The sequence below is a fragment of the Aliiruegeria sabulilitoris genome (assembly GCF_001558155.1).
Lineage (GTDB): Bacteria > Pseudomonadota > Alphaproteobacteria > Rhodobacterales > Rhodobacteraceae > Tropicimonas > Tropicimonas sabulilitoris.
In genome coordinates this window covers 336,174-362,177 of sequence record NZ_LOAS01000002.1, presented here as the reverse complement: position 1 = coordinate 362,177, position 26,004 = coordinate 336,174, and the positions used below count along the sequence as shown (strand labels likewise).

Genomic DNA, 26,004 nt, shown 5'->3' with positions numbered 1-26,004 from the left:
AAACGCAACATTTGATCAAATAAAAACCGGGCAACGACCCACAGTCTAACAGGGGAACCACGAATGAAACTGAAAATCGCGACGCTGCTTCTGTCTGCTTCGGCCATCGCAACGGTGGCACAGGCCGACGAAGTGCGTGTCTACAACTGGTCGGATTATATCGATGAGGAACTGCTGGAGAAATTCGAGCAGGAGACCGGCCTTGACCTGATCTATGACGTTTTCGACAGCAACGAGGTGCTGGAAACCAAGATGCTGGCCGGCGGTTCCGGCTATGACGTCGTGGTCCCCTCGGGCACCTTCCTGCAGCGCCAGATCACGGCCGGCGCCTTCCAGAAACTGGACCTGTCCAAGCTGCCGAACCACGCCAACATGTGGGATGTGGTCGCTTCCCGTACTGAACAATACGACCCCGAAAATGCCTATTCCATTAACTACATGTGGGGCACGACGGGCATCGGTGTGAACGTCGGCAAGGTGACAGAGATCCTCGGCGAAGATGCCCCGATCGACAGCCTCGCGCTTGTCTTCGATCCGGCCAACATGGAAAAACTGGCCGATTGCGGCGTCTATTTCCTCGACGCTCCGGCCGAGATGATCCCGGCGGCGCTGAAATATATCGGTGAGGACCCCGACAGCCACGATCCCGACGTGATCGCCAAGGCCGAAGCGGTGTTCATGGGCGTGCGGCCCTATATCTCCAAGTTCCACAGCTCGGAATACATCAATGCGCTGGCCAATGGCGACATCTGCGTGGCCGTCGGCTGGTCTGGTGACATTCTTCAAGCCCGCGACCGCGCGGCAGAGGCCGATAACGGGGTCGAGGTCGCCTATCACGCCGCCAAGGAAGGCGCGCAGATGTGGTTCGACCAGATGGCCATTCCGGTCGATGCGCCGAACCCGGAGGGGGCGCATGTATTCCTGAACTTCATCATGGACGCCCAGAACATGGCCGCGGCCTCCAACTATGTCTACTACGCCAACGGCAACAAGGCGTCGCAGGAGTTCCTCGTAGAGGACGTGATCGGCGACCCGGCGATCTATCCGGATGCGGCGACGCTTGAGAACCTGTTCACCACGACGCCCTATGACGCCAAGGTGCAGCGCGTCGTCACGCGCCTGTGGACCAAGATCAAGTCCGGCGCCTGATACGATACCCGGCCTCGCGCATCTTGCGCGGGGCCACTTTCTTTCCGGGAAGGAAATAGATGTCCGAATTCGAAGCTCACGCCCCGGTCGAAGCCCCTCCGTCGGAGGATACTGCGCCAATCGGGCCGCCCGCTTTCGCTCCATGGAACGATCCGGACGAGAAACCGCTGATCCAGTTCCGCAACGTGACCAAGCGTTTCGGGGATTTCACGGCAATCGACGATCTGACGATCGACATCTACGCGAAGGAGTTCTTCGCGCTGCTGGGCCCGTCCGGCTGTGGCAAGACCACGCTGATGCGGATGCTTGCCGGATTCGAGACGCCAACCGAGGGGGATATCCTGCTCGATGGCAAGAATATCGTGCCGGTGCCGCCAAACAAGCGCCCGGTCAACATGATGTTCCAGTCCTACGCGCTGTTTCCGCATCTGACGGTGGCGCAGAACATCGCCTTCGGATTGGAGCGTTCGAAAGCACCGAAAGAGCAGGTTGCCGCGCGGGTGGACGAGATGCTCAAGCTCGTCCAGCTGCAGAAATTCGGCGGACGAAAGCCGCACCAGATCTCGGGCGGCCAGCGGCAGCGGGTGGCGCTTGCGCGCAGCCTGGCCAAGGCGCCCAAGCTGTTGCTGCTCGACGAGCCGCTGGGCGCGCTGGACAAGAAGCTGCGTGGCGAGACCCAGTTCGAGCTGATGGAGATCCAGGAAAAGACCGGCACCACCTTCGTGATCGTGACCCACGATCAGGAAGAGGCGATGACCGTTGCCAGCCGCATCGCGGTGATGGATCACGGCCGCATGGTGCAGGTGGACACGCCGGACCGGATCTACGAATTGCCGAATTCGGTCTACGTGGCCGATTTCATCGGCGATGTGAACCTGATCAAAGGCAAGGCCGCCAGCCATCACAAGGATGGCAAGGTCGAGATCCACTGGGCCGAGGGCGCCCCGCCCATCGTCGGCACTCCGATGGCGCCCGTGGCCGACGGCACGCAGTGTTCCTTCGGGATCCGGCCGGAAAAGGTGCATATCACCAAGAAACTCCCCGAGGGGAAGGCCAATATCGTGCGTGGCAAGATCGTTGATATTGCCTATCTCGGGAACATCTCGACCTATCACGTCAAGCTGCCCACCGGCGAAATCATCAAGGCCCAAACCTCCAACAACCGCCGTATCGAGCGGCGCCGATTTACCTGGGATGACGAGGTATGGCTCTGGTGGTCGGAGACCGCCGGCGTTGTGTTGACCGGATGAGGATGCAAGCATGAGAGCGGGTAAATCCTTCCTGATCCTGGTGCCGTATCTGTGGCTGCTGGCGCTGTTCCTCGTTCCCTTCGGGATCGTCTTCAAGATCTCGCTCAGCGACACGGCGCTCGCCATTCCGCCCTATATGCCCACGCTGGACTTCTCGGCCGGCTGGGCCGGGCTGCGGGACTTCCTGAGCGAACTGGATTTCGAGAATTACGTCTTCCTGACCCAGGATGACCTCTATTTCAAAGCCTACATGTCGTCCTTGGGCATCGCGATCGTGTCGACCCTGCTGACGCTGCTGGTGGGCTATCCGATCGCCTATGGCATGGCCAATGCGTCCGAGCGGTACCGGCCGATGCTGATGATGCTGGTGATCCTGCCCTTCTGGACCTCCTTCCTGATCCGCGTCTACGCGTGGATGGGGATCCTGTCGAACGAGGGCTTCCTCAACCAGTTCCTGCTCTGGACCGGCATCATCTCGGACCCGCTGGTGATCATGAACACCAACAAGGCAGTCTATATCGGCATCGTCTATACCTACCTGCCCTTCATGGTGCTGCCGATCTACGCGACCCTGGAAAAGCTCGACGGATCGCTGCTGGAGGCGGCGGAGGATCTCGGCTGTGGCCGGATCGAGGCCTTCTGGCGTGTCACGGTGCCGCTGTCGCGGCCGGGCGCGCTGGCGGGTTCTTTCCTCGTCTTCATTCCGGCGCTTGGCGAATTTGTCATCCCCTCGCTGCTCGGTGGCTCCAGCACGCTGATGATCGGCAAGGTGCTCTGGGAAGAATTCTTCTCCAACCGCGACTGGCCGGTGGCTTCCGCCGTGGCCGTTGTCCTGCTCTTGATCCTGATCATTCCGATCATCCTGTTCCAGCGCAACCAGCAGGCAGCGCAGGAGGCGGATAAATGAAGCGTTTCACCTGGTTCAACGCGGTTTCGCTGACGCTTGGCTTCGCCTTTCTCTACATCCCGATGCTGATCCTCATCATCTTCTCCTTCAACGAGAGCAAGCTGGTGACGGTCTGGGCCGGGTTCTCGACCAAGTGGTATGCCGAGTTGCTTCAGAACGAGGCTTTTCTTGACGCAGCCTGGGTGACGATCAAGGTGGCGGTGCTGTCCTCCACCGCGGCGACCGTGCTGGGCACGATGGCGGCCTATGTCATCGTGCGCGGCGGACGTTTCTATGGCCGGACGCTGTTTTCCGGCATGATTTATGCCCCGCTCGTCATGCCGGAGGTCATCACCGGCCTGAGCCTGCTGCTGCTCTTCATCGCCATCGGGCTTGACCGAGGTGTCTTTACCATCGTTCTGGCCCATACCACCTTCTCCATGTGCTACGTGTCGGTGGTCGTGTCCTCCCGGCTGGTCTCCTTCGATAGGTCCGTCGAGGAAGCCGCGCTCGATCTCGGCTGTACGCCGTTCGAGGCGTTCCGCCTCGTAACGCTCCCGATTATCTTTCCCGCGGTCCTTTCAGGCTGGCTGTTGGCCTTCACCTTGTCGCTGGACGATCTGGTGATCGCCTCCTTCACGGCGGGACCCTCATCGACGACCTTGCCGATCAAGATTTTCTCGTCTGTCCGCCTCGGCGTGTCGCCCGAAATCAATGCGCTCTCAACGATCATGATTGCCATCGTGGCCGTGGGCGTGATCTCGGCGTCGCTGGTGTCCAAGCGAACAATTGCCCGGCAAGCCAGGGAGAAGCGCGAAGCTGTTCGGGCATGAAGCGGATCTATGAGCCCTACGGCTACGAAGACGGGCCGGCGGCGGACAGTTTCTGGCCAAGGACCGTGCGGCGGCAGAACAACTGGGATCAACTCGACGACGAGGTCCGGTGCGACGTCGCCGTCGTGGGCGGCGGCTATACCGGGCTTTCGGCCGCACTCCACCTTGCCGAGACGGGCGTCGATGTTGCCTTGCTGGAAGCGCATACGCCCGGCTGGGGTGCCTCCGGGCGCAACGGCGGTTTCTGTTGTCTCGGCGGTTCGGCCCTGGATTCCGATACGATGGTCCGCAAGCATGGCGAGGCGGAGGCGCGGAGCTATTACAATGCCGAACGCGGCGCGGTGGAGCTGGTCGCGGAGTTGTTGGAACGGCTCGGCATCGAGGCCGATCTGCATTCGCGTGGCGAGACCATGCTCGCCCACCGCCCGGAGGCCATTCCGGAGTTGAAGGCGTTCGCCCGCAAGATGCGTGCCTTTCACGGCGTCACTTGCAAGATCCTGCCGCGCGAGGCGCTTGCCGAGCATGGCCTCAACTCCCCGGAGTTTCACGGTGCGATCACCACTCCGATCGGTTTCGCGCTCAATCCTTTGAAATACGCGACCGGTCTTGCGCGGGCTGCGCGCCATGCCGGCGTCCGGATCTTCGCCCATACCCCTGCCGAGGAGATGCGTCGCGTCGGCGGTTCCTGGGAAATCTCGACCCCATCCGGGCGGCTGCGCGCGCGCAAGGTGATCTTCGCCACCAACGGATACAGCTCCGACGATCTGCCCCGCTGGTTCGCCGGTCGCTACATGCCGCTGCAATCCAACATCATTGTCACCCGCCCCATGAGCGCGGCCGAGCGCGCCGAGCAGGGCTGGACCAGCAACCAGATGTGCTACGACAGCCGCAACCTGTTGCATTATTTCCGCCTGATGCCCGACGGCCGGATGCTGTTTGGCATGCGTGGCGCGATGCGTGCCACGCCGGAAGCGCTTGACGAAGTCCTTCGCCAGACCCGGATCGATTTCGACCGTTTCTTTCCCGCCTGGCGCGAGGTGGAGACCGAGCATTCCTGGTCCGGTTTTGTCGCTCTTTCGCGTAGCCAAACCCCTTTCGTGGGGGCGATTCCGGGCATGGAAAATGTCTTCGCCGGGATGTGTTACCACGGCAACGGGGTGGCGATGGGCAGCTATGCCGGTCGGCTACTGGCCGAGATCGTGCGCTCCGGCCGGCCAACACAGCCCTGGCCCGATCTGATGGCACGACCGCCTGCGCGCTTTCCTTTGGGGCGTTTCCGGCGGATTCTCCTGCGCCCGGTTCTCTACGCTCTCGCGCGTCAGGACGGTAACTGAACCGCCCGTTGCGGTGCGCTGGATCAACACGCTGACAGCAGCGGCCGGCCAGGCCTATACCGGCGGCGCGGCGCTTGGTCGCCGGCAGCGATTCCCGTTGGCATTGCTGTGCAGAATTGAATGAGGAAGATGCATGATCCCGACCGTTGAACAGGAAATCGCCCTGATCGAAGCTGTGCGCGCCGCTGCCAAGGCCGAAATCCTGCCGCGTTTCCGAAATCTGGATGCGGAGGCCATCGGCTCCAAGGCGAATGCCGATGACCTCGTAACGGTCGCAGATCGCGGCTCTGAGGCGATGATCGGCGCCGCAGTGAAGGAGATCCTGCCCGAAGCGGAGGTGATCGGCGAGGAAGCCGTTTCCGAGAACCCGGCGCTTCTGGATCGGATTGCCGAGGCCGAGACCTGCGTGATCATTGACCCGATTGACGGGACGTGGAATTTCGCTCGCGGTCTGGCGATCTTCGGCGTGTTGCTGGCCGTAGTCGAAAAGGGCGAGACGGTCTTGGGCTTGCTCTACGATCCCTTGGCCGATGACTGGATACTGGCGCGAAAAGGCGGTGGTGCCTTTTTCTGTACGCCCGAAGGCAAATGCGAAAGGCTCGACATCACCGGCCCGCAACCGCAGACCGAGTTTGCCGGTTTCGCCGCACCATGGCTCTTGCCGGAACATATGCGCGTGCGCATGGCCAGCGAGTTGGTGGGGTGTGGTCGGGTGATGGATATCCGCTGTGCCTGCCACGTCTACCGAATGATGTGCTTCGGCAATGGCCGTTTCTCCATCGACCTCAAGCTCATGCCATGGGACCATGCCGCGGGCGCGCTGGCGTTGACCGAGGCAGGCGGAACGGTCGGACTGATGGATGGCCGTGACTATTCGCCGACGATCACGGATGGGTACATGCTGGGCGCCCGCGATGCCAAAACCCATGCGGAAATGCGGGCAAAATTCGGCTGGATCGTCGAATAGCACCGCCGGAGGCACGATCCGCAGGATCGTTCTCGCGCGCGAAGCGCGCGCCACCAAATGGCGGAAAGGTCCGGAAGGCGGAAGGGGCGGATCGGCGGCACGGATGGGCCGCCGGTTCTTGTTCTGTCAATGAAAGCACCGCTTCGCCGAGGCTCAGGCAGTGCCAACCTGCGCTTCTCGTGCAAGCCGCGCCCGCTTCTCCCGGATCTCACTGCGCCGGAAGAAGATGTAGTAGAGCACCGGTGCCGCCAGCAGGGTGAGAACCGACGCAAAGGCCAGCCCGCCCATGATGGTCACCGCCATGGAGACGAAGAACGCATCCGTCAGCAGCGGGATCATGCCGAGGATCGTTGTCGCCGCCGCCAGCATCACTGGCCGCAGGCGCGAGGTCGAGGCGCGGATGATTGCGGGTTTCAGTTCCTGGCCCTCCGAGCGCAGAAGGTCGATCTCCTCTACCAGAACGATCCCGTTCTTGATCAGCATCCCCGAAAGCGACAACAACCCGAGCAGCGCGGTGAAGCTGAAGGGCAGGCCGGTCATGCCGAGCCCGATCACCACGCCGTTGACCGACATCGGCACCAGCAGCCAGATCACCAGGGGCTGGCGCAAGGCGTTGAAGAGCAGGATCGAGATCAGCACCATGATCAGGAAGGAAATGGGAAGCTGGGTTCCGAGGGCTGCCTGCGCGTCCGAAGAGCTTTCGAACTCGCCGCCCCATTCCATCTTGTAGCCGATGGGCAATTCCATCGCCTCGATCGCGGCCCGCACCTCGGCATGCACGGTAGCCGGTGTCACGTCGTCGGCGGTATCGGCGCCGACGGTGATGGTCAACTGCCTGTCACGCCGATGTACCAACGTGTTCTCGGAGATGTATTCGAACCCGTCGATCACCTGTTCCAGCGGCAGGAACGACTGCGCCGAGGAGGAGTAGACGACCTGGTCCATCAGCGTGAGGTCGGAATCGCGCGCCTCGCGGAGGATGATCGGGATAAGGCGATCATTTTCGCGATAGGTGCCGCCACGGGTTCCGTCGGTCGCATATTGCAGCGTGTCGGAGACATCGTCGCGCGTGATGCCGGCGGATTGGGCGCGGTCGGTCGAATAGATCGGGCGGAGGACCAGTTCCTGTTCGCGCCAGTCGGTACGGGTTCGGGTGATGTTGTCGCTCGTGGCTTCGAGGATCTTCTGCGCCTGGTCGGCGAGATCGCGCAGCACTTCGGGATCGTTACCCGACAGACGCACCTCGATGTCGGCGCCGCCCCCCGGACCGAAGACCAGCCGTACCGTTCGAAACTCGCCCTCCGGAAGGGCCTCGGCGCCGAAACGGTCGAGATCGGCCTTGAGCTGCGGGATTTCTTCGAGGTCATGCGTGCGAACGATCAGGTGCCCATAGGTCGGGTTCTGGTTCTCGGCCGAATAGGTCAGCATGAAACGCGACGCGCCCTGGCCGACGAAAGTGGTAACCGCGACGACCTCTTCGCGTTCTTCCAACCAGTTCTCGAGGATCTTCATCTGCTGCGATGTCGCCTCGATGGAGTGGCCCTGCGGCAGCTTGTAATGAACGAAGAAGATCGGCGTGTTGCTGTCGGGGAAGAACTGTTGCGGCAGTTTGGCAAAGGCGTTGAAGCAGACCGCCGTCAGCGCGATCAGTCCGATCACGACCAGCCAGCGCAGCCGCAGGGCGATGTCGAGCGTCCGCCCGAAAAGGCGGAAGAGCGGCCCACCATAGGCGTCATGTCCACCTTCGTCGATTTCGCGGAAGAGCTTGTTGCCCAGATATGGGGTGACCGTGATTGCCAGGATCCAGGACAGCATCAGCGAAATGCCGATGACGGCAAAGAGCGAGAACAGGAATTCACCGGTCGCGTCAGGGCTGGTGCCGATGCCGGCGAAGGCCATGATGCCGATGACCGTTGCGCCGAGCAGCGGGATCTGCGTCTTGCGCGTTGCCTCGTCGGCGGCCACCGGCCCCTTGCGCCCGTGCAGCATGGCAACCTGCATCCCCTCGGCCACGACGATGGCATTATCCACCAACATGCCCATGGCGATGATCAGCGCCCCGAGCGAAATGCGTTCGAGCTCGATGGAGAACATGTTCATGAAGAACACCGTTCCGACAACGGTCAGAAGCAGAGTTACGCCAACCACGACCGCCGCCCGCCAGCCCATGGCGACCGCGAGCACGAGCACGACGATCCCGACCGAGAGGGCGAGGCTATTGAGGAAATTGTTGACCGATTGCTCGACCACGACATGCTGCTGATAGATTGGGTGGATCTGCACGCCGAAGGGGATTTCGTTGTCCAGCTCCGCAAGCCGTGCGTCGACACGGTGCCCGACGGAAACGATGTTCTCGGTTGAGAGGCCGGCAACACCCAGGGTGAAGGCGTCCTGACCGTCGTGACGGATGATCAGCGAGGGGTTGTCCTGCCGGGCCCGGTAGACATTTGCCAGGTCGAACAGGTTGATCACCTCGCCGCTGACACCGACCGTCAGCCCTGCGATGGCCGAAACCGTGTCGTCGCCTTGCGGGCGTTGGATGATGGTTCGGTTGGCGCCATGGTCCACGGCGCCCGGGTCCGAGACGGAATCGGCCGTTGCGATGGCCGCAGCGAGAGCGGCGGGCGAAATGTTCTGGTTGACCGCGAGCGCCATGTTCGGCTCGACGAAGATGGCTTCGTCGGGCAGCCCGGACAGTTCCACATCCGCAACCCCTTCCACCGCCAGTAATTCCCGCCGCAGAAAGGTCGACAATTCATGCTTTTCAGCGTCCGAGAAGCCCGGCGCGGTGATGGCGTAGAACAGGCCGAACACATCGCCGAAGCTGTCGTTCACAAACGGCGTGCTGACCCCGTCGGGCAAGGACGCATCGGCCACGCGGTTGCGCAGGTCGGTCCAGATCCGGGGCAGTTCATCGCCGTCATAGGTGGATTTCATCTCCACCTCGATCAGCGAATAGCCGGGGCGGTTCATGGAGGTGATCGTGTCCACCTCGCCCATCTTCTGGATCTCGGACTCGATGGGTTCGGAGACCTCGGTGGCGACCTGTTCGGCGGTGGCGCCGGGATAGGTGGTCACGATCACGGCGTTCTTGATAGTGAAGGCCGGATCTTCGAGCCGGCCGATGGATTGGAAGCCCCAGAAGCCGCCAAGCAGGCAGCCGAGGATCACGAGCCATGTATAAATTGGCTTCTCGATGGAAGCGCGTGCAATCGTCATGTGAGTGCCCCTACTTGCCGAAGCCGCTGAAGCGGCGCGCCTTCTGGCCGTGCTCTAGCTCGTTCACGCCGGCGAGCACGATCTCGTCGCCGATTCGGATCCCGGCAACGATCTCGACCCGGCCGCCCTCGGTCGGCGCGACGGTGACGGGAATGCGGGTTACGGTGCCCTGCTCGGCGCCCTTGGGATCGTAGCGAAAGACATGGGTCGAGCCGTCATTGTCAATCATGACCGCCGAGGCGGGTACGATGATCTGTTGTCCGTCGCGGTTCATTGAGACCGAAACTGTGACCGAGGAACCGGGCAGCAGGTCGAGCCCTTCCGGTGGTGGCATACCGAACGTGGCCCGATAGGTCTGGCCGATGGCGGCGGTTTCCGCGGTCAGCTCGCGCACCGTCATTGCATAGGAGGTGTTCGAGGCCGGGAACTTGGCCAGAACCGTCAGGTTGTCGGCGATCTGGGCCTTTTGCACCAACACTTCGGGCACATCGATCTCGACCCGGATCTCCGACATGTCATGCAGCCGCACAACCGGCGTGCCGGCGCTGATCGTGGTGAAATTCTCAACGCTGCGAGAGGCTACAAGCGCGTCGAACGGGGCGAGCAGGCTCGCATCCTCCAGGGCGATCTCGGCGTTCTCGACGGCGATTTCGGCCAGTTCGGCCGAGGTGATTGCATCGTCGATGGCAACCTGTCCAACGGTGTTGCCCTTGAGCTTTTCAAGCCGGTCGACGGTGCGGTCCGCCTGTTCCTTTGAAAGGATCGCCTGTTGCAGGGCAAGCTCGAAGGGGCGCAGGTCAAGCTCGGCGATCATGGCGCCTTTCCCGATCCGGCTGCCTTCGGTCACCGGCAGTTTCTGAATCTGGCCGCTGACCTGAAAGGCAAGGTCCACCGTGCGGCGCGCGACGACCTTGCCGAAGAACTGGCGCTTGAGCACCCGGTCCTCGCCTTCGACGACCATCAGTTTTACCGGTTTGAGCGCTTGCTCGACAACCGCCGCCTCCGTCTCGGGGCTCATGGTCGTCTGTGCGAAGGCCGCGAGCGCGACAATACCGGCGCCCAGTGCCAACGCGATAGCGTTTCTCGTCTTCATAGTGTCATACCCTTGGGGAAGCCGGTCTCGAGAACATGTGCGGTCACACGATCCATGAGAGCCGAAAGGTGTTCAATTTCAGTGTCTGAAAGGCCGGCAACGTCGCGGAATATCTTGACCGTCAATGCGATAAGCTCCGTGCGCGCCTGCTGGCCGCGTTCGGTAAGCCGCAATTGCCAGGCGCGACGATCGTCGGGGTCACGTTCGCGCAGGACCAGTTCTTTCATCTCCAGCAGATCGGCAATGGCCGTCACCTTGGAGGGGAGGGTGTTGAGGTCCTCGGCCATTTGTCCCATGCGGCGCGGGATCCCGAGATTGATCAGCATGTGCCGTTCGGACTTGCTCAGTTGCTCGCGGTCCTGAACGTCGCAGATCCGCTCTTCGAGCGCATGTGTCAGGACGAAATTTCCGAGAATGATCCGCAATTCCTGCGGAACCCGCTGGATCTCGTCTCCGAACAAGAAGTTCTTGGGGTCGTTCACGGTCGCCTCCCACGTTTCCGGGTTCTGAAGTACTTCAAAATTTGAAACATTCAACTCTCAAATCATTTGATATGCAGGTCTTCGAACCCCGCCATGCCGCCAGCGTGGAAATGTTTTTTACCGATTGAAAGCGAAACGGGACGCGCTATGGTGCGCCGAACGAATCCCGCAGGTGAGCCATGACCAGCCAGACCCCTTCCACCCTCCGCCTTCACGACAGTGACAACGTGCTTGTGTCGCTCCGCGCGATCGAAGCGGGCGAGACACTTGACGGAGGACTCGTTGCCGCGGCCGCAATGCCGCGCGGGCACAAGATCGCCTCGGAGGAAATCGCCGATGGGGAGGCGATCCGAAAATACGGTCAGGTCATTGCGTTTGCCGGGCAGAAGATTGCGCGGGGCGATCACGTACACACGCAGAACTGCGTCTATCGCGGCGATTTCGAACGCAATTTCGAGCCTTGCGCCGGCGCCACACCGACCGCTTTCGTTCCACAAGAGCAGCGCGCGACCTTCCGTGGCTACCGTCGGCCCGGCGGTGGCGTCGGTACCCGAAATTACATCGCGGTCATCAGCACGGTGAACTGCTCGGCCACTGTCGCCCGCATGATCGCGGGACATTTCACCCCGGAGAAACTCGCCGACTACCCCAATGTCAATGGTGTAACCGCCTATGTCCACTCGACCGGTTGCGGGCAGGTCATGGGCGGCGAGGGCTACCGAATGTTCATGCGCACGCTCGCGGGTTACGCGACCCACCCCAATTTCGCCGGTGTGCTGATGGTCGGGCTTGGTTGCGAGATGGCGCAGGTCTCGCTGCTGATGGAAACCTATGGCCTTTCCGAAAGCGCCGGCTTCCACCGCATGGTGATCCAGGAATCCGGCGGCACGCTCAAGACCGTCGAGGAGGGCATTGCCCGTGTCGAGGCGATGCTGCCCGCCGCCAATGCCGCAGAACGCGAAGAAGTCGGTGCCGAGCATCTCTGCGTAGCGCTGCAGTGTGGTGGTTCCGACGGATATTCCGGTATTACCGCAAACCCCGCCCTCGGCTGTGCTGCGGATCTCGTCGTGCGCCATGGCGGCACCGCGATCCTCGCCGAAACGCCGGAGATCTTCGGTGCGGAACACCTGCTCACCCGCCGCGCCGAACGGCCCGAAGTGGCCGAGAAACTGCTCGAACGCATCGAGTGGTGGAAGGCCTACATGGAGCGCAACGGCGGCTCGATGGATAACAACCCGAGCCCCGGCAACAAGGCCGGCGGGCTGACCACGATCCTGGAGAAGTCGCTCGGCTCATCGGCCAAGGGCGGCTCGACCAATCTCGTGGGCGTTTACGAGTATGCCGAGAAGGTCACGACGCCGGGATTCGTCTTCATGGACAGCCCCGGCTACGACCCCGCCTCGGTCACCGGGCAGGTCGCCTCGGGGGCCAATATCGTCTGCTTCACCACTGGACGCGGTTCGGTCTTTGGCTACAAACCGGCCCCGTCGTTGAAACTCGCAACCAATTCGGCGCTCTACGCCCGCATGCCCGACGATATGGATATCGATTGCGGGGCGGTGATCTCCGAGGGTGTCAGTACGGAAGAAATGGGTCAGCAGATTTTCGAACGCTTCCTCGCGATGGCCTCCGGTGAGAAGAGCAAGAGCGAGGCGCTCGGTTTCGGCGACAACGAATTCCTGCCCTGGCTGGTCGGTGCGGTGACCTAGGAAAGAGGCGCTAAAGGCAAGCCGATTGGAGGGCGGGTCCTTGTGTGGACGCCGACCGTCTGGTGCTCACAGATATTTGGAGATCTCGCGAAACTCGGCGACCAGCGCTTGCGGGTTGTCATGTTCGGCCGGGTTGCTCAGGCAATGGTCGATATGGTCGTGGATCAGCGTCTTCTTGGCCTGCTGCACCGCCTTTTCCACCGCGTAAAGCTGCTGCGCGATTTCGGCACAGGGGCGGCCTTCCTCGATCATCTCGATGATCTTGCGCAGATGTCCATGCGAGCGCTTCAACCGCTTTGAAATGGCCGGGTGGGATGCGTGTGTCATGCCGTCTTATCGCCCGGAGCGCTCGGTATTACAATCTGAACGCAGCTCATCCGCCGCTCGCCGCGAAGCGGCGCCACCGCCGCTTGATCTCTGATCGGCGGCTAGCCCCCCGGGACAGAAATCAGTCAGACGGCTCGACAAGTGTTACCTGCCTGTCTGAGCGGTGCCTCCTTGCCATCAGGCTATCTCTTCGTCCATCGCCCTTCGAGGAAAGCAGGGAGGCTCCCGCCCGTTTGCGCCGCATCGAAGATGCGTCCCCTTCGGGCGGGTGTGGCCGCGCTTTGCGCGCGGCGGAAATCGGCGAGGGATGGTGGCAGGGCCGCAGAGGGTTACGTGTCGAGAGCGTGCCGGCAATTCGGGTTTGGCGCGGCCAGCAAACCGTCCTGCAGGCGCAGGGTGCGGGTGCCGAGCCGGTTGCGGAAATGGGGGTTATGGCTGACGATGATCATGGCCTGCGGCAGGCTCAGCAGGATTTCCACCAGCCGTGCTTCGTTCGCTTCGTCCAGGGCATTGGTCGGTTCGTCCAGCAGCAAAACCTCCGGGTCCATCGCGAGGACCGTGGCCAATGTGACCAGCCGTTTCTCGCCGCCCGAGAGCTTGTGTGTGATCCGGTCGCGCAGATGCATCAGGTCCAGCCGTTCGAGCGTCCGGTCGACGATCTCCATGGCCTCGCCGCGACTGGCACCGAGATTGAGCGGGCCGAAGGCAACATCTTCGGCGACGGTGGGGCAGAAAAGCTGGTCGTCGGGATCCTGGAAGACGAAGCCTGCGCGGCGGCGCACGTCATGGAAATCGGAATCCTCCCGCCGCTCCTCTCCGAAACAGGTGACGCGACCGGCCGACGGGCTCAGCAGGCCGACGACAATGCGCAGCAGGGTCGACTTTCCGGCACCGTTATGCCCGGTGATGCAGAGCCGTTCGCCAGCTTCCAGCGCCATGTCGGCGCCATGCAGGACCGGGGCGTGGTGCGGGTAGGCGAAGTGAATCCCTGACAGCTCAATAAGCGCCATAAGACAACTCCATCGCGCCTATTCCGAACAGGACGAGGACGAAGCCGGTGACGAAAACCACGTCCACCGGACCGAAGGCCATCCTGTCCAGAAGCGGGATGCGGCCGGTGAAACCGCGGCATTTCATGGCGCCCAGGATACGTTCGGAGCGTTCCAGCGAGCGCACGAGCATCATGCCGACCAGATAGCCATACGTCCGGTAGCTGTGCAGATTGGTGCCGGGGCGGAAGCCGCGCGCCTTCATCGCCTGTTTCAGGCGCAGGTACTCCTCCCGCAAAACGTCGATATAACGCACGGTGAACATCAGCAGATGCACCAGTCCCTCGGGCACCTTGAGCGCGTGCAAGGCGTGACCCAGCGTGACCGGCTCCATCGTGCTGACCAATGCCATGAGCGTCAGCACAATGGCATTGGCCTTGAGCGCGATCTCGATGGCCTGCCAAAGCCCTTCCCAGGAGGCCGGGAAGCCCCAGAGCGTGAAGATCGGCTCGCCGGGTACGGTGAAGGGCAGCAGCAGCAGGATGAACAGGATGAAGGAATCCATTGTCGCCACCCGCATCATCGTGCGGCGGGCGGGCAGGCGGGAAGCGGACAGCAGGAAGAGCGCAATGGCGACTGCCAGCCCGAGCGCCGCGAAATTCTCGCAGGCCACGACGACCACCGCGAAGGCTGCGGCACAGAGGATGCGCATGCGCGGATCGATACGGCCGAGCCAGCTCAGCTGCCGGTTGGCGCCCGTTGCCGTCAGCGGCTTGTCGAGCGTGGAGATGACGGGCGTCATGCGGCGTCCTTCAGCTTGCGGCGGGCGGCGATGTAGAAACCGAGCCCGAACAGCCCGAGAATATAGCCGATCCCACCGAGGATCGTCTGCAGGTCGTTTTTTTCCTTGTAGGCGGCGATTTCCTGCCGCAGCGGGCGGGTCTCGTCGCGTACGACCTTGGCGATGGCCTCCAACTCGGCCTGGTTCAGCGCGGCAACGATGACCTGTGGCGCGACCTGCGGCGGCACCGCGGTTCCGGCCGGATCGGGTGCCGACGTTTCAGGCTGCCCCGCCGCGTCCGGCTTGTCTGCCCAGGCGATTGTTGCCGCCGTGCTCCCCTTCGACCTGGCCACGATCTGCGCGACCTCTTCGGCGGGCATGACTGTCTCGGCAACATGGCCCGCGCCCATATCGGCGTTGAAACGGTGCGCGACGGGTTCAGTCGGTGTGAACAGGAAGAAGCCATCGGCGTCGGTGACGGTCTCGCCGAGCTTGTTGCCGGCCTCGTCGAAAACCTCGATCAGCTGGCCCTCGGGGGCATCGCCGCCGGAGAAGCCGAGTTCCCCCTCGATCTGGCTGCCGGACGGAAAGACCCCCATGATGACCTTATGTGCCAGCGCTGGAAGGGCAGCGAGGGCGATAGCGAGGGCGAGGAGGGCAGGGCGGATCACTGAAAAGCTCCCTGAAGGTCGTCGAAAAGCTCGGGTTTGACCTGCTTGGCGAGGTAGACGGCCGCGCCGGTCAGCATCGCCTCTACGAACATGACCGGGACATGGGCGAAGAAGACCAGCTTGGCCGCGGGCAGGAATTCATCGCCAGTGATCGCGAGGGCGAGGGCCACGAAAACCGTCGTCAGCGCGATGGCGAGCCCGCCGGCGACGGCGGCCCAGATGGCGGCGGAGCGCGGCGCGGCGTCCTGAACGCGCGGTCGGATCAGCAGCCCGGCCAGAACGGCCGGTCCGGCGATGAGGAGCGTATTGACCCCCAGAACGGTCAGCCCGCCGAAGCCGAAGAACACCGCCTGCAGCAGCAGGCCCACGAAAAGCGCGGGGAAGGCGGCCCAGCCGAGCACGAGCCCAGCAAGACCGTTCATGATCAGGTGCACCGATGACGGTCCGACCGGAACGTGGATCAGCGAGGCCACGAAGAAGGTGGCCGACAGCACGCCCGCAACCGGGATCTTTTCCATCGGAAGCTTGCGCAAACCCTGCGCCAGCCCGCCGATTGTCAGCGCGGCACCGGCAATGACCACCGGGTTGGAAAGGGCTCCGTCAACGATATGCATGGCGGCTCCTACTCGATGTCCCAGGCCCGGATCCAGATCACGGCATCCTGGCTGAGCTCCTTGCCCTCGTATTCCGTCTCCGGCCCGGTTCCGAGCGCAGCGAAGCCCCAGAAGCCGGACTTGGGAATTCCGAAGGTGAAATAGCCGTTCTCGTCGGACATCACGACGAGCGTTCCGGCCGGGGGCGGCGTGGCGGTCGCGCTGCTGGCCGTATTCGTCGCCATGTCCGGCTCGGCCGCCATGTACTCGACCTCGATCTCCGCGCCAGCCACCGGTTCGCCCTCCGACAAAACGCGTCCGGTAAAGGTCGATCCGGCCAGCACATTCGTCGGCTTGTTTAGCGGCAGGATCTCGGTCGGCAGGCCCAGTGGCGCCTCCCAGTCCGTCGGGATCGTGTTGCGGTTGAGGTAGGATTTGGTGATCTGCTGGATGTAAAGATCTTCGCTGGCTTCAAAATAGGGCGCCGGCACCACCACCAGCACGTAGTCGCCGGAACGCTTTACCGGAACCGATGCATCGAAAGCAGCACCCGCATTGCTCGCGCCCTCAAAGGTGATCTGACTGAGCCGGTCCATCAGGTCGATCTTCTCGCCACGATGCACGGCATAGAATTCCAGCGGCTGCGCCATATCCATGACATGACCGTTTTCGAACGGATGCCAGAATATGAGCTTCACCGGTACGTCGCCGGGCCGCGCGATCATGGTTTCCGGTGTATAGGCCAGCTGGAAATGCGCCGAAGCGGCTCCTGCCACGCACAGGCAAGCGATACTTGCCAGCAAGGGTCTCACAACGTTCATTACGTCGCCTCTCAAATATCGCCGCAGCTGCGGCCGATCTGAAAAGACGGACGGGGTTTTGGCTCGAAGAGGACGGACTGCGCCAGACCGCTTCGCGCCAGACGCTCACCCCGGCGCCCGGTGGAACAGAACGCACGGCGCAAACCATGCATCCCTCCTCGGCAGGTCTCCTGGCTCGCGGGTCTCTGCTTGGCCGGCCTTCCCGGGGTTGCCCCAGTGGCATGATCGACCGCGCTCGCCGCTCACAGTTGCGGGGGCAGCCACGGATTTGGTCCCTGATGGGTACGCCGCACCGTGTTCCCTCTTTCATCCCCTGGCGCTTGATCCGTCCGGGGAACCGAAGATTCAAAACTTTTGGTCATGTCGGGTAACGAAAGTCAATCGGGGACCGACGCGACACAGTGCTCGGACAAGAATGTCGGCGGGCAGGCAGTCGTCAGACACCAAACGGTCAAGGTTTTGTTATTCATGTCGCCTTGCTTCCACGCATTTGCCGCAAAAGGCCCACATTGGGCACGTAAACCGTTGCCACGGTCTTTCGTGACGGGCGACCGCGTGCACCTCTTTCGGGGGAGAGGGGGGGCTTGCCAACGGCCTTGTCGGGGGAAGCGCTGGCGCAGTAATGGAGTGCTGGATGTTAAAGGGTATTGTGTCAGGCGGGCGACACCTGGCGGTTGAAGAATACGGCGGAGCCGGCGCCTGGAGCCTGTTCATTTTCCTTATCTGCGCGGTTGTGGCCGGTTTGGCGATCGACGGCACGAACGGTCTGCGCGCGCGCGAGCAATTGCAGACAACCGCCGATATCGCCGCGCATGCCGGCGTGGTCGAGCTGTATAACGGTGGTTCGGACCAGCAGGTCCGGGAGCGCGTGGCGGAGATTGTCGAGGCGAACATGCCCGTGGACCTGTTCGGCAATTCCCTCGGCACCTCGTCGGAAACTGTCACTATCGGCACCTACGAAGACGGCGTCGTCTCCGAGGGGCTGACCTCGATGAACGATGCCGTTTACGTGTCGCTCGGGCGTACATCGCGGCTCGGTAATGCCGTTCCGACCTTCCTGCTGGACTTCGTCGGGCTGGATTCGTGGAACATCATCGCGAACAGCGCGGCGCATTTCGGCGAAATCGACAGCTGTGCCGGCAATGACGGCATCTATGTGCAAGGCGAGATCAAGATCACCTCGCATCTCGAAGTCGGCAGCGGTTTCTGCATCTACTCCAAGGATTCGGTCGAGCTTTCCAATCATAACGAGTTCATAACCGGCTCCAGCATCGGCATGCCGGACACGGATGATTGCTCGAAATGCACCGACGACCACAATCCCGGGGTCGAGGATGCCCTGTTCGAGGGCAACCTGCTGCTCACGGATGTCTCCACGCATATCAATACCGTCATGAATTCCCTGCTCGGGCTGAGTGACGACTACGAGCCCGCGGATGATTTCGTCGATTCCGTGGTGCTCGACACGGATATGAGCCCGCTGACGGATCTGGGCTATCAGGCCAACAAGATTGGCAAGGGTTCGATCATCTCCATCGCCGCCGGCGATTTCGAGAGCCTCGACCGCGTTCCCTCCGGGTTGGTCTACGCGGTGTATTGCGACTCCGAACTGGATGCCGATGGTGCATTGAGCCCGACGGGGGCGAGTTCCGACTGCAATGGCAACAGCAAGAAGAAGGACTGTTCCACCAGCACCGGAAACGTCAAGACGCTGTCCATGGAGACCGGCTCGGGCACTGCCATGTCCGATATAGCCGTGGTCACCGATTGCCAGATCAAGTTCGGCAAGGAAGCCTATATCACCAACTCCGTCGTGATCACGACCTCGACATCCAACCAGTCGATCAGCGCCTTTGCCAAGGCCAGGATCGGGTCGAACCTGTTGACCTGCCCGTCGACCGAAAAGGTCGTCGTCATGACACAGGGCGATTTCAGCGTGCCCGCCGGCGTGGAAACCAACAACGTGGATTTCTACATTGCGGGCGATGCGCATCTTGCCTCGGGCACGTCGAGCCAGGCGAGCAAGCTGGGGACCAGCTTCCATGTCGGTGGCGAGATGCATATCTCCGCGCAGGGAACCTGGGAGGCTTGCGGCGACGAGCCCGACTCGCTGAATTCCGGCATCGAAGCGATCCGCTACGTGATCGCATCCGAATAAGCAGGCGCCCGCGGAGATCTTCAGGCATCGCGTGACGCGCTTTGCCTTCGCGCGCCGCTACGAAAGGCGATCCCGCTTTCTCCGAAACGCTCCGGGGCGCCAACCCCCTCAATCCGGTCCGGTGCTCGAACATGTCGCGCCGCGCTTGCGGGCGAGGTGCCTTGCCGTGCTTCCGGCGCGCTGCTACGCACTGCGCGACGATGCCGAAAGGCTGAACGGGAGAAAGGAAGCTCCGACCCACACCGGGGGAGCGACCGATCGTCGTCCGGGCGAGCGCTTGCAGCGCTTGCGATGGCCCCGTATTGCCCAAGGCCAGGCAAGCGAAGGAGCCAGACCATGCAAGCTGTCCAGACGACCCTTCGTGGGGAGACCCGCGCATGAGCAAGATCGGTGTAATGCTTTGCGGGCACGGCTCGCGGTCTCAGGCGGCGGTGGATGAATTCGCCGTTCTGGCGCAGAAGCTGCCGGCGCTGCTGCCCGAGGACTGGATGGTCGATTATGGCTACCTGGAATTTGCCAACCCGGTGATCCGGGTCGGGCTGGATAACCTGCGCGAAGCGGGCTGCGAGCGCATCCTTGCCGTGCCCGGGATGCTCTTTGCCGCGATGCATGCCAAGAACGACATTCCCTCGGTGCTGAACGCTTATGGTGCGGAACACGGGATCAAGGTCGATTACGGCCGCGATCTGGGCGTCGATGCCAAGATGATCGCCGCCGCCGCCGAGCGGGTAAAGGCCGCCGTTGCCAAGGCCGATGCCGAGCAGGGCGAGGTGCCGCTGCACGAAACCTGTCTTGTCGTGATCGGCCGGGGTGCGTCGGATCCGGACGCCAATGCCAACGTGTCCAAAATCGCGCGGATGCTGTGGGAAGGCATGGGCTTCGGCTGGTGCGAGGTCGGCTATTCCGGCGTCACCTTCCCGCTGGTTGAACCGGCGCTGGAACAGGCCGCAAAGCTCGGTTTCAAACGCTATGTCGTGTTCCCGTATTTCCTGTTCACCGGGGTGCTGATCGACCGCATCTATGGCTTCACCGATATGGTGGCAGCGGCCAATCCACAAGCACAGTGGGTCAAGGCCGATTACCTGAACGACCACCCGCTGGTGCTGGCAACCTTTGCCGAACGGATCACCGAGATCCTCGAAGGCAAGAACGACATGAATTGCGGGCTGTGCAAATACCGCACGCAGGTGCTCGGCTTCGAGGCAGAGGTCGGTGCCCCGCAGGAGAGCCACCACCACCACGTCGAAGGGCAGGGGGCAAGCGCGCCAGGCTCCAATGTCGAGGATTGCGCGCTGTGCGACACGTTCTGCACCGGCGCCTGCCGCCTCGATGCCGGGCATGATCACCACCATCATCACGATCATGATCACGGCCACGACCATGATCACGGGCACCACCATGATCATGGCCATTCGCACGATCACCACCACCCGCCCTATCCCCACGCCGACCACCCGATGGGCCCGGAAAGCGTGCGCAAGCATCTGAAGAGCGAATGACGCTGGACTACGAGCGCGATCCCAAGGCGATCTACGCCCAGAGCTTCGCGACCATCGAGAAAGAGGCGGACCTGGCGGCGTTGCCCGAACAGATCCGTCCGCTGGCCGTCCGTGTGATCCATTCCTGCGGGATGGTGGATGCGCTGGACGATCTGCGCTTTGCGCCGCAGGCCGTTGAGGTCGGGCGCGCGGCACTGCAGGCCGGTGCCCCGATCTTCTGCGATGCCGAGATGGTCGGGCGTGGCATCATCGCCCGCGCGCTTCCTGACGGCGTCCAAACTGTCGTCACGCTGAATGCCCCCTCCGTGCCGGACCTCGCCCGGGAACTCGGCACCACCCGGTCCGCTGCCGCCGTCGAGCTGTGGAAGGATCGGCTGGAGGGCAGTATCGTCGCCATCGGCAATGCTCCCACCGCGTTGTTCCACCTGCTGGAACGGTTGGAAGACGGATGGCCGAAACCGGCATTGATCCTTGGCTTCCCCGTCGGCTTCGTCGGTGCCGCCGAAAGCAAGCAGGCGCTCCATGAGCTTCCCCATGGCGTCCCCTTCGTCACCCTGCTCGGTCGCCGCGGCGGCTCGGCCATGGCGGCGGCGGCGGTGAATGCTCTGACGCTGGGCCTGAAGGGAGACGGAACATGAACCAACCCTGGCTGGACGTGATCGGCATCGGCGAGGACGGCTGGGACGGCCTTGCTCCTTCGGCCCGTGCCCGGCTCGAAGCGGCAGAGATCATTGTCGGCGGTGCGCGCCATCACCAACTCGTGGCACATTTGCCGGCACAGCGCGTGGAGTGGCCGTCGCCCTTCCGCGAACTGGCCGATGAGTTGGAGGGGTGGCGCGGGCGTAAGGTGGCCGTGCTGGTGACGGGCGATCCGCTCTGGTATTCCGCCGGCGCGCTCTTCCTGCGCCGCTTCGGCCCGGAGGCGGTACTCTTTCACCCGCAGCTATCCGCCTTCCAACTCGCCGCCGTACGGATGAAATGGTCGCTGGCCGACGTGGAAACACTCACCGTCCACGGCCGCCCCGCCGAACAGGCGATCCCGTTTTTCGGGCATGGGCAGCGGCTGCTGCTGCTGACGCAGGATGCTGGTACGCCAGCCAAGATCTCCAGCCTGCTTGTCGAATGCGGGCTGGGCGCCAGCCGCCTGACGGTTCTGGGTGCTATGGGCGGCCCCGACGAATGCCGGATCGAGGGGACAGCGGCGGACTGGTCCGCGCAAGCGCCGGATTTTCATCTTCTCGCCGTCGAATGCATCGGGGAAGACGGCACGAGCATCCCGCCGCGCACCGGCTTGGCCGACGATCTCTTCATCCATGATGGCAAGATGACCAAGCGCGAGATCCGCGCGCTGACCCTTTCGGCGCTCGCACCGCGGCGGGGGCAGATGCTGTGGGATATCGGCGTCGGGTGTGGATCGGTGGCGATCGAATGGATGCGTTCCGCGCGCGACATGCGGGCCGTCGGCATCGACACATCGCGCGACCGGCTCGCCATGGCCGCGGCCAATTCCGTCCGACTCGGCGCACCCCGGCTGGACTTCAAGGTGGGGCGTGTGCCCGAAGCCCTGGCCGACCTGCCCAAACCCGACGCCATCTTCATCGGCGGCGGCCTCTCCCAGGAGGTGGCCCGCGCCGCCCTCGATGCCCTGCCAGCGCATGGCCGGCTCGTGGCCAACGCCGTCACGCTTGAATCCGAAGCCATCCTCGCCGCGCTGCATGCGCGCCACGGCGGCTCCCTCATCCGCATCGCGGTCTCCCGTGCCACGCCCGTCGGCAAGATGCACGGTTGGAAGCCGGCGATGCCCGTAACCCAATGGAGTCTCACCAAATGAGCGGAACCCTCTATGGCCTAGGCGTTGGCCCCGGCGACCCGGAATTGCTGACGCTGAAGGCGCATCGCCTGCTGAGCGCGGCGGGCGTGGTGGCCTATCCGGCCCCAGATAGCGGCGATAGCTTTGCCCGCGCCATCGTGGCCGACTACATCCCCGAAGGCGCCCGCGAGATCCCGATCGTCATCCCGATGCGGGTCGAGCGTTTTCCTGCGCAGGATGTCTATGACGCCGCAGCCGAGACCATCGCCGCGGCGCTGGAGGCCGGCGAGGACGTGGTCGTGCTCTGCGAAGGCGACCCGTTCTTCTACGGCTCCTTCATGTATCTCTTTTCGCGTCTCGCCGAGCGCTTTCCGACCGAAATAGTGCCCGGCGTCTCCTCGCTCGGTGCGGTGACGGCCGTTGCCCGCCAGCCACTGATTGCCCGAGACGAGGTTTTGACCGTTGTCCCGGCGACGTTGGAGGAAGCCGAACTGGAGAAGCATCTGCGCGAGGCCAATGCCGCCGCGATCATGAAAATCGGCCGCCATTTCGCGCGCACCCGCGCCGTTCTGGAACGTCTCGGCATGGCCGAACGCGCTGTCTTCGTCTCCCATGCCTCGCTGCCGCAACAGGTCGTCTGCCCGCTGGCCGAGGCCCCGGAGAAGGCGCCCTATTTCTCGATGATCCTCGTGCCGGGAAGGGACGCGCATGTCTGAGCTTTCCCCGGTTGTTCTCTGCCTGTTGCCGACGGCCGAGCCGCTCGGGCGCAACATCGCCGAGGCGCTTGGTGCCCGTCTGGACATTCGTGGGACCGATTTCGACGCGGCCGCGCCGCATCTGAGCGCGCTGTTTCAGGCCGGGCACCCAGTGATCGGCATCGCCTCCGCCGGGATCCTGATCCGCATCCTTGCCCCGCTCTTGGGCGACAAGCGCAAGGAGCCGCCGGTCCTGGCCGTGGCCGAGGATGGTTCCGCCGTGGTGCCGCTCCTCGGAGGGCACCGTGGGGCGAACGCGCTGGCACGCCGGATCGCCGAGGTGATCGGCGGCGAGGCGGCTGTTACAACGGCGGGCGATGTCACGCTCGGCGTGGCGCTGGACGAGCCGCCCGAAGGCTGGAAGCTGGAGAACCCTGAAGACGCCAAATCCGTGATGTCCGCGTTGCTGTCGGGCAAGAAGGGGCGCCTGTCGGGGCCTGAGGCCGCCTGGCTCGCGCCGCTGGAAGACAGCGGTGCGGTGGAACGGCTGCCGGCCGACCCGGAAGCACCGCTCGTTCTGAGCGTGCCCGGCGCTGCGCCGCTGATCTACCGCCAGCGTTCGGTCGTGCTGGGCGTTGGCTGCGCGCGCGGCTGTGACCCGGATCAACTGATCGGATTGGTCGGCCAGACACTTGCCCAGGCGGGGGTGGCTGCGGGCGAAATTGCGGCCATTCATTCTATCGATCTCAAGTCGGACGAGGCCGCCATCCACGCGCTCGCCGCGCATCTGGATGTACCGGCGCGGTTTCATCCCGCCGAACGGCTGGAAGCGGAGGCGCCGCGGCTGGCAAATCCCTCCGAGGTGGTTTTTGCCGAAGTCGGCTGCCACGGCGTCGCCGAGGGGGCAGCGCTTGCCGCCGCCGGGCCGGATGGCTTTCTGATCGTGGACAAGGTGAAGTCGGCAGATGCGACCTGTGCCATCAGCCGGCTTGGGGCAGGCGGCGAGGCGGGGACGCCGCGGGGCCAACTCTCCGTCATCGGCATCGGGCCGGGGCAGCAGGAATGGCGCACGCCCGAGGCGACGCGCCTGATTGCCGAGGCCGACGAGCTTGTGGGGTACGGCTTCTATATCGACCTTCTGGGGCGTGAGGCGCGCGGCCGGATGCGCCGCGATTTCGCTCTGGGCGAAGAGGAAGCACGCTGCCGCTACGCGCTGGAAGCCGCGGGCGAGGGGCGCAAGGTGGCGCTGATCTGCTCCGGCGATGGCGGTATCTTTGCCATGGGTGCGCTCGTCATGGAGCTTCTGGACCGTGACGAAAGCGCGGGCGGTGTGTCCGCCGCAGCGCGGCGCGTGGCGCTGACCCATGTGCCCGGAATCTCGGCGCTTCAGGCGGCGTCGGCACGGGCGGGCGCGCTGCTCGGGCATGATTTCTGCGCGATCTCGCTCTCGGACCTGCTGACCCCGCGAGAGACCATCGTGAAACGGCTACACGCCGCGGCCGAGGGCGATTTCGTCATCGCTTTTTACAACCCGGTCTCGCGCCGTCGCCGGACGCTTCTGGCCGAAGCGCGCGAGATCCTGCTCAAGCACCGCCCGGCCGATACGCCGGTCCTGCTGGCGACCTCGCTCGGGCGACCGGAGGAGCGGCTAACCTTGCGGCGGCTTGATCAACTGGAGGTGGACGAGGTCGACATGATGACCATCGTCCTTATCGGCTCTTCCGCCTCGCGGCGCATCACCAGCGGCGATATTTCCGCCGGCGCGAATGGCGCATGGATCTACACCCCGCGCGGCTATGCCAAGCGGATCGACGGAGAAACGGCATGACGGTTCACTTTATCGGCGCAGGCCCGGGCGACCCGGAATTGCTCACGCTCAAGGCGCAGCGGCTGATCGGCTCCTGCCCGGTCTGTCTCTATGCCGGCTCGCTGGTGCCGGCAGAGGTCGTGGCCGGCGCTCCGGAGGGTGCGCGGGTGATCGACACCGCGCCGCTGGCGCTCGATGAGATCATCGACGAGATCGCCGCCGCCCATGAGCGCGGCGAAGACGTCGCCCGCGTCCATTCCGGCGACCCCTCGCTCTATGGCGCCATCGCCGAGCAGGTCCGCCGCCTGCGCGCGCTCGGCATCCCCTATGACATCACCCCCGGCGTGCCCGCCTATTGCGCCGCCGCCGCTGGCATGGGGCAGGAACTGACCGTGCCGGAAGTCGCGCAGAGCGTGGTACTGACCCGGACCTCGATGAAATCCACCGGCATGCCCGAGGGCGAGGACCTGGCTACGCTGGGCGCCTCGCGCGCGACGCTGGCCATCCACCTCTCCGTGCGCAACCTGCTGGAAATCGAGCGCCAATTGTCGCCGATCTACGGGCCGGATTGCCCGGTGATCGTCGCCTATCGCGTCGGCTGGCCGGACGAGATGTACATTCGTGGCACGCTGTCGGATATCCGCGACAAGGTGCGCGCCGAAAAGCTCACCCGCACCGCGCTTGTCTTCGTGGGGCGCGTGTTCGAGGACCATGATTTTCCGGATTCGGCGCTCTACGACCCGGAAATTCCGCACGTCTTGCGCCCGAAGCCGAAGAGCTGACATCGATCGGCCGGGTGGTCTCGCGCCCGGCCGGATCCGGGCGACGCGCGACACCTCCCGAGGACTGGGCGCCAGTCACGTCAATGACGTAATTTTCTTTCTGTGCGAGCCCGTGCAACGACCGGCCCCTTTGGTTCCGGCCCTTTCCA

At 63.6% G+C, this 26,004-nt stretch carries 23 protein-coding genes and 1 riboswitch; of the genes, 14 read left to right on the top strand and 9 right to left on the bottom strand.

Annotated features, from left to right (window positions below; genetic code table 11):
• The first annotated feature begins 63 nt into the window (after positions 1–63).
• The 6 genes from AX756_RS03830 (at position 64) to AX756_RS03805 (ending at position 6,419) form a co-directional block, all read left to right on the top strand.
• On the top strand, positions 64–1,149 hold the full coding sequence (locus AX756_RS03830) for a polyamine ABC transporter substrate-binding protein (protein WP_068308808.1): 1,086 nt from the start codon (positions 64–66) through the stop codon (positions 1,147–1,149).
• Positions 1,150–1,208: 59 nt separating this feature from the next.
• Entirely contained in the window at positions 1,209–2,399 is a 1,191-nt protein-coding gene (locus tag AX756_RS03825) for an ABC transporter ATP-binding protein (RefSeq protein WP_082738923.1), read from the top strand.
• A gap of 10 nt (positions 2,400–2,409) precedes the next feature.
• A complete protein-coding gene (locus tag AX756_RS03820) occupies positions 2,410–3,306 on the top strand; it encodes an ABC transporter permease subunit (RefSeq protein ID WP_068308806.1) in 897 nt (298 codons plus the stop codon).
• Positions 3,303–4,118: an ABC transporter permease gene (locus AX756_RS03815; RefSeq protein ID WP_068308804.1), complete on the top strand. Its 816-nt coding sequence runs from the start codon at positions 3,303–3,305 to the stop codon at positions 4,116–4,118. Before AX756_RS03820 ends, AX756_RS03815 begins: the two co-directional genes overlap by 4 nt.
• On the top strand, positions 4,115–5,452 hold the full coding sequence (locus AX756_RS03810; protein ID WP_068308802.1) for an NAD(P)/FAD-dependent oxidoreductase: 1,338 nt from the start codon (positions 4,115–4,117) through the stop codon (positions 5,450–5,452). Before AX756_RS03815 ends, AX756_RS03810 begins: the two co-directional genes overlap by 4 nt.
• A 133-nt stretch (positions 5,453–5,585) precedes the next feature.
• Positions 5,586–6,419: an inositol monophosphatase family protein gene (locus AX756_RS03805; protein WP_068308799.1), complete on the top strand. Its 834-nt coding sequence runs from the start codon at positions 5,586–5,588 to the stop codon at positions 6,417–6,419.
• A gap of 153 nt (positions 6,420–6,572) precedes the next feature.
• Here the strand turns inward: AX756_RS03805 and AX756_RS03800 are convergent, their stop codons facing one another.
• The 3 genes from AX756_RS03800 to AX756_RS03790 are packed head-to-tail and all read right to left on the bottom strand — an operon-like array spanning position 6,573 to position 11,213.
• On the bottom strand, positions 6,573–9,638 hold the full coding sequence (locus AX756_RS03800; RefSeq protein ID WP_068308797.1) for an efflux RND transporter permease subunit: 3,066 nt from the start codon (positions 9,636–9,638) through the stop codon (positions 6,573–6,575).
• A 10-nt stretch (positions 9,639–9,648) separates the two neighbouring features.
• Positions 9,649–10,731, bottom strand: a complete 1,083-nt coding sequence (locus AX756_RS03795) for an efflux RND transporter periplasmic adaptor subunit (RefSeq protein ID WP_082738922.1) — start codon at positions 10,729–10,731, stop codon at positions 9,649–9,651.
• Complete coding sequence (locus tag AX756_RS03790; protein WP_068308795.1) at positions 10,728–11,213, bottom strand: MarR family winged helix-turn-helix transcriptional regulator; 486 nt, start codon at positions 11,211–11,213, stop codon at positions 10,728–10,730. Before AX756_RS03790 ends, AX756_RS03795 begins: the two co-directional genes overlap by 4 nt.
• A gap of 179 nt (positions 11,214–11,392) precedes the next feature.
• On the opposite strand from AX756_RS03790, the gene AX756_RS03785 reads away from it, so the two are divergent.
• On the top strand, positions 11,393–12,922 hold the full coding sequence (locus AX756_RS03785) for a UxaA family hydrolase (RefSeq protein WP_068308793.1): 1,530 nt from the start codon (positions 11,393–11,395) through the stop codon (positions 12,920–12,922).
• Between the two features lie 66 nt (positions 12,923–12,988).
• Here the strand turns inward: AX756_RS03785 and AX756_RS03780 are convergent, their stop codons facing one another.
• The 6 genes from AX756_RS03780 to AX756_RS03755 all read right to left on the bottom strand — a co-directional run bounded on the left by AX756_RS03780 (position 12,989) and on the right by AX756_RS03755 (position 17,104).
• Positions 12,989–13,249: a metal-sensing transcriptional repressor gene (locus AX756_RS03780; RefSeq protein ID WP_068308791.1), complete on the bottom strand. Its 261-nt coding sequence runs from the start codon at positions 13,247–13,249 to the stop codon at positions 12,989–12,991.
• 329 nt (positions 13,250–13,578) lie between these two features.
• Positions 13,579–14,259, bottom strand: coding sequence for an energy-coupling factor ABC transporter ATP-binding protein (locus tag AX756_RS03775; RefSeq protein ID WP_068308789.1), 681 nt, complete (start codon positions 14,257–14,259; stop codon positions 13,579–13,581).
• On the bottom strand, positions 14,246–15,040 hold the full coding sequence (cbiQ, locus tag AX756_RS03770; RefSeq protein ID WP_082738921.1) for a cobalt ECF transporter T component CbiQ: 795 nt from the start codon (positions 15,038–15,040) through the stop codon (positions 14,246–14,248). The genes AX756_RS03775 and cbiQ overlap by 14 nt, the downstream gene beginning before the upstream one ends.
• Entirely contained in the window at positions 15,037–15,690 is a 654-nt protein-coding gene (locus AX756_RS03765) for a NikL family nickel/cobalt ECF transporter subunit (RefSeq protein WP_068308787.1), read from the bottom strand. The genes cbiQ and AX756_RS03765 overlap by 4 nt, the downstream gene beginning before the upstream one ends.
• A complete protein-coding gene (gene cbiM / locus AX756_RS03760) occupies positions 15,687–16,304 on the bottom strand; it encodes a cobalt transporter CbiM (protein ID WP_068308786.1) in 618 nt (205 codons plus the stop codon). The genes AX756_RS03765 and cbiM overlap by 4 nt, the downstream gene beginning before the upstream one ends.
• Before the next feature lie 8 nt (positions 16,305–16,312).
• Positions 16,313–17,104, bottom strand: a complete 792-nt coding sequence (locus AX756_RS03755; protein ID WP_068308782.1) for a DUF4198 domain-containing protein — start codon at positions 17,102–17,104, stop codon at positions 16,313–16,315.
• A gap of 143 nt (positions 17,105–17,247) precedes the next feature.
• Positions 17,248–17,461: riboswitch (cobalamin riboswitch) on the bottom strand.
• Positions 17,462–17,738: 277 nt separating this feature from the next.
• On the opposite strand from AX756_RS03755, the gene AX756_RS03750 reads away from it, so the two are divergent.
• The 7 genes from AX756_RS03750 (at position 17,739) to cobM (ending at position 25,855) form a co-directional block, all read left to right on the top strand.
• The gene (locus tag AX756_RS03750) at positions 17,739–19,262 is read left to right on the top strand and encodes a Tad domain-containing protein (RefSeq protein WP_163887285.1); all 1,524 of its coding nucleotides are present in this window, start codon (positions 17,739–17,741) and stop codon (positions 19,260–19,262) included.
• 377 nt (positions 19,263–19,639) lie between these two features.
• Positions 19,640–20,761: a sirohydrochlorin chelatase gene (locus tag AX756_RS03745; protein ID WP_068308780.1), complete on the top strand. Its 1,122-nt coding sequence runs from the start codon at positions 19,640–19,642 to the stop codon at positions 20,759–20,761.
• A complete protein-coding gene (locus tag AX756_RS03740) occupies positions 20,758–21,399 on the top strand; it encodes a precorrin-8X methylmutase (protein WP_068308779.1) in 642 nt (213 codons plus the stop codon). The genes AX756_RS03745 and AX756_RS03740 overlap by 4 nt, the downstream gene beginning before the upstream one ends.
• Positions 21,396–22,592: a bifunctional cobalt-precorrin-7 (C(5))-methyltransferase/cobalt-precorrin-6B (C(15))-methyltransferase gene (locus AX756_RS03735; RefSeq protein ID WP_068308778.1), complete on the top strand. Its 1,197-nt coding sequence runs from the start codon at positions 21,396–21,398 to the stop codon at positions 22,590–22,592. The genes AX756_RS03740 and AX756_RS03735 overlap by 4 nt, the downstream gene beginning before the upstream one ends.
• Positions 22,589–23,287 carry a precorrin-2 C(20)-methyltransferase gene (cobI, locus tag AX756_RS03730; protein ID WP_068308777.1) on the top strand — a complete coding sequence of 233 codons (699 nt, stop codon included), beginning with the start codon at positions 22,589–22,591 and terminating at the stop codon, positions 23,285–23,287. Before AX756_RS03735 ends, cobI begins: the two co-directional genes overlap by 4 nt.
• The gene (gene cobJ, locus AX756_RS03725) at positions 23,280–25,094 is read left to right on the top strand and encodes a precorrin-3B C(17)-methyltransferase (RefSeq protein WP_068308775.1); all 1,815 of its coding nucleotides are present in this window, start codon (positions 23,280–23,282) and stop codon (positions 25,092–25,094) included. Before cobI ends, cobJ begins: the two co-directional genes overlap by 8 nt.
• Positions 25,091–25,855 (top strand): precorrin-4 C(11)-methyltransferase, encoded by a 765-nt coding sequence (gene cobM / locus AX756_RS03720; protein ID WP_068308773.1) that lies wholly within the window; start codon positions 25,091–25,093, stop codon positions 25,853–25,855. The genes cobJ and cobM overlap by 4 nt, the downstream gene beginning before the upstream one ends.
• The last annotated feature ends 149 nt before the right edge of the window (positions 25,856–26,004 follow it).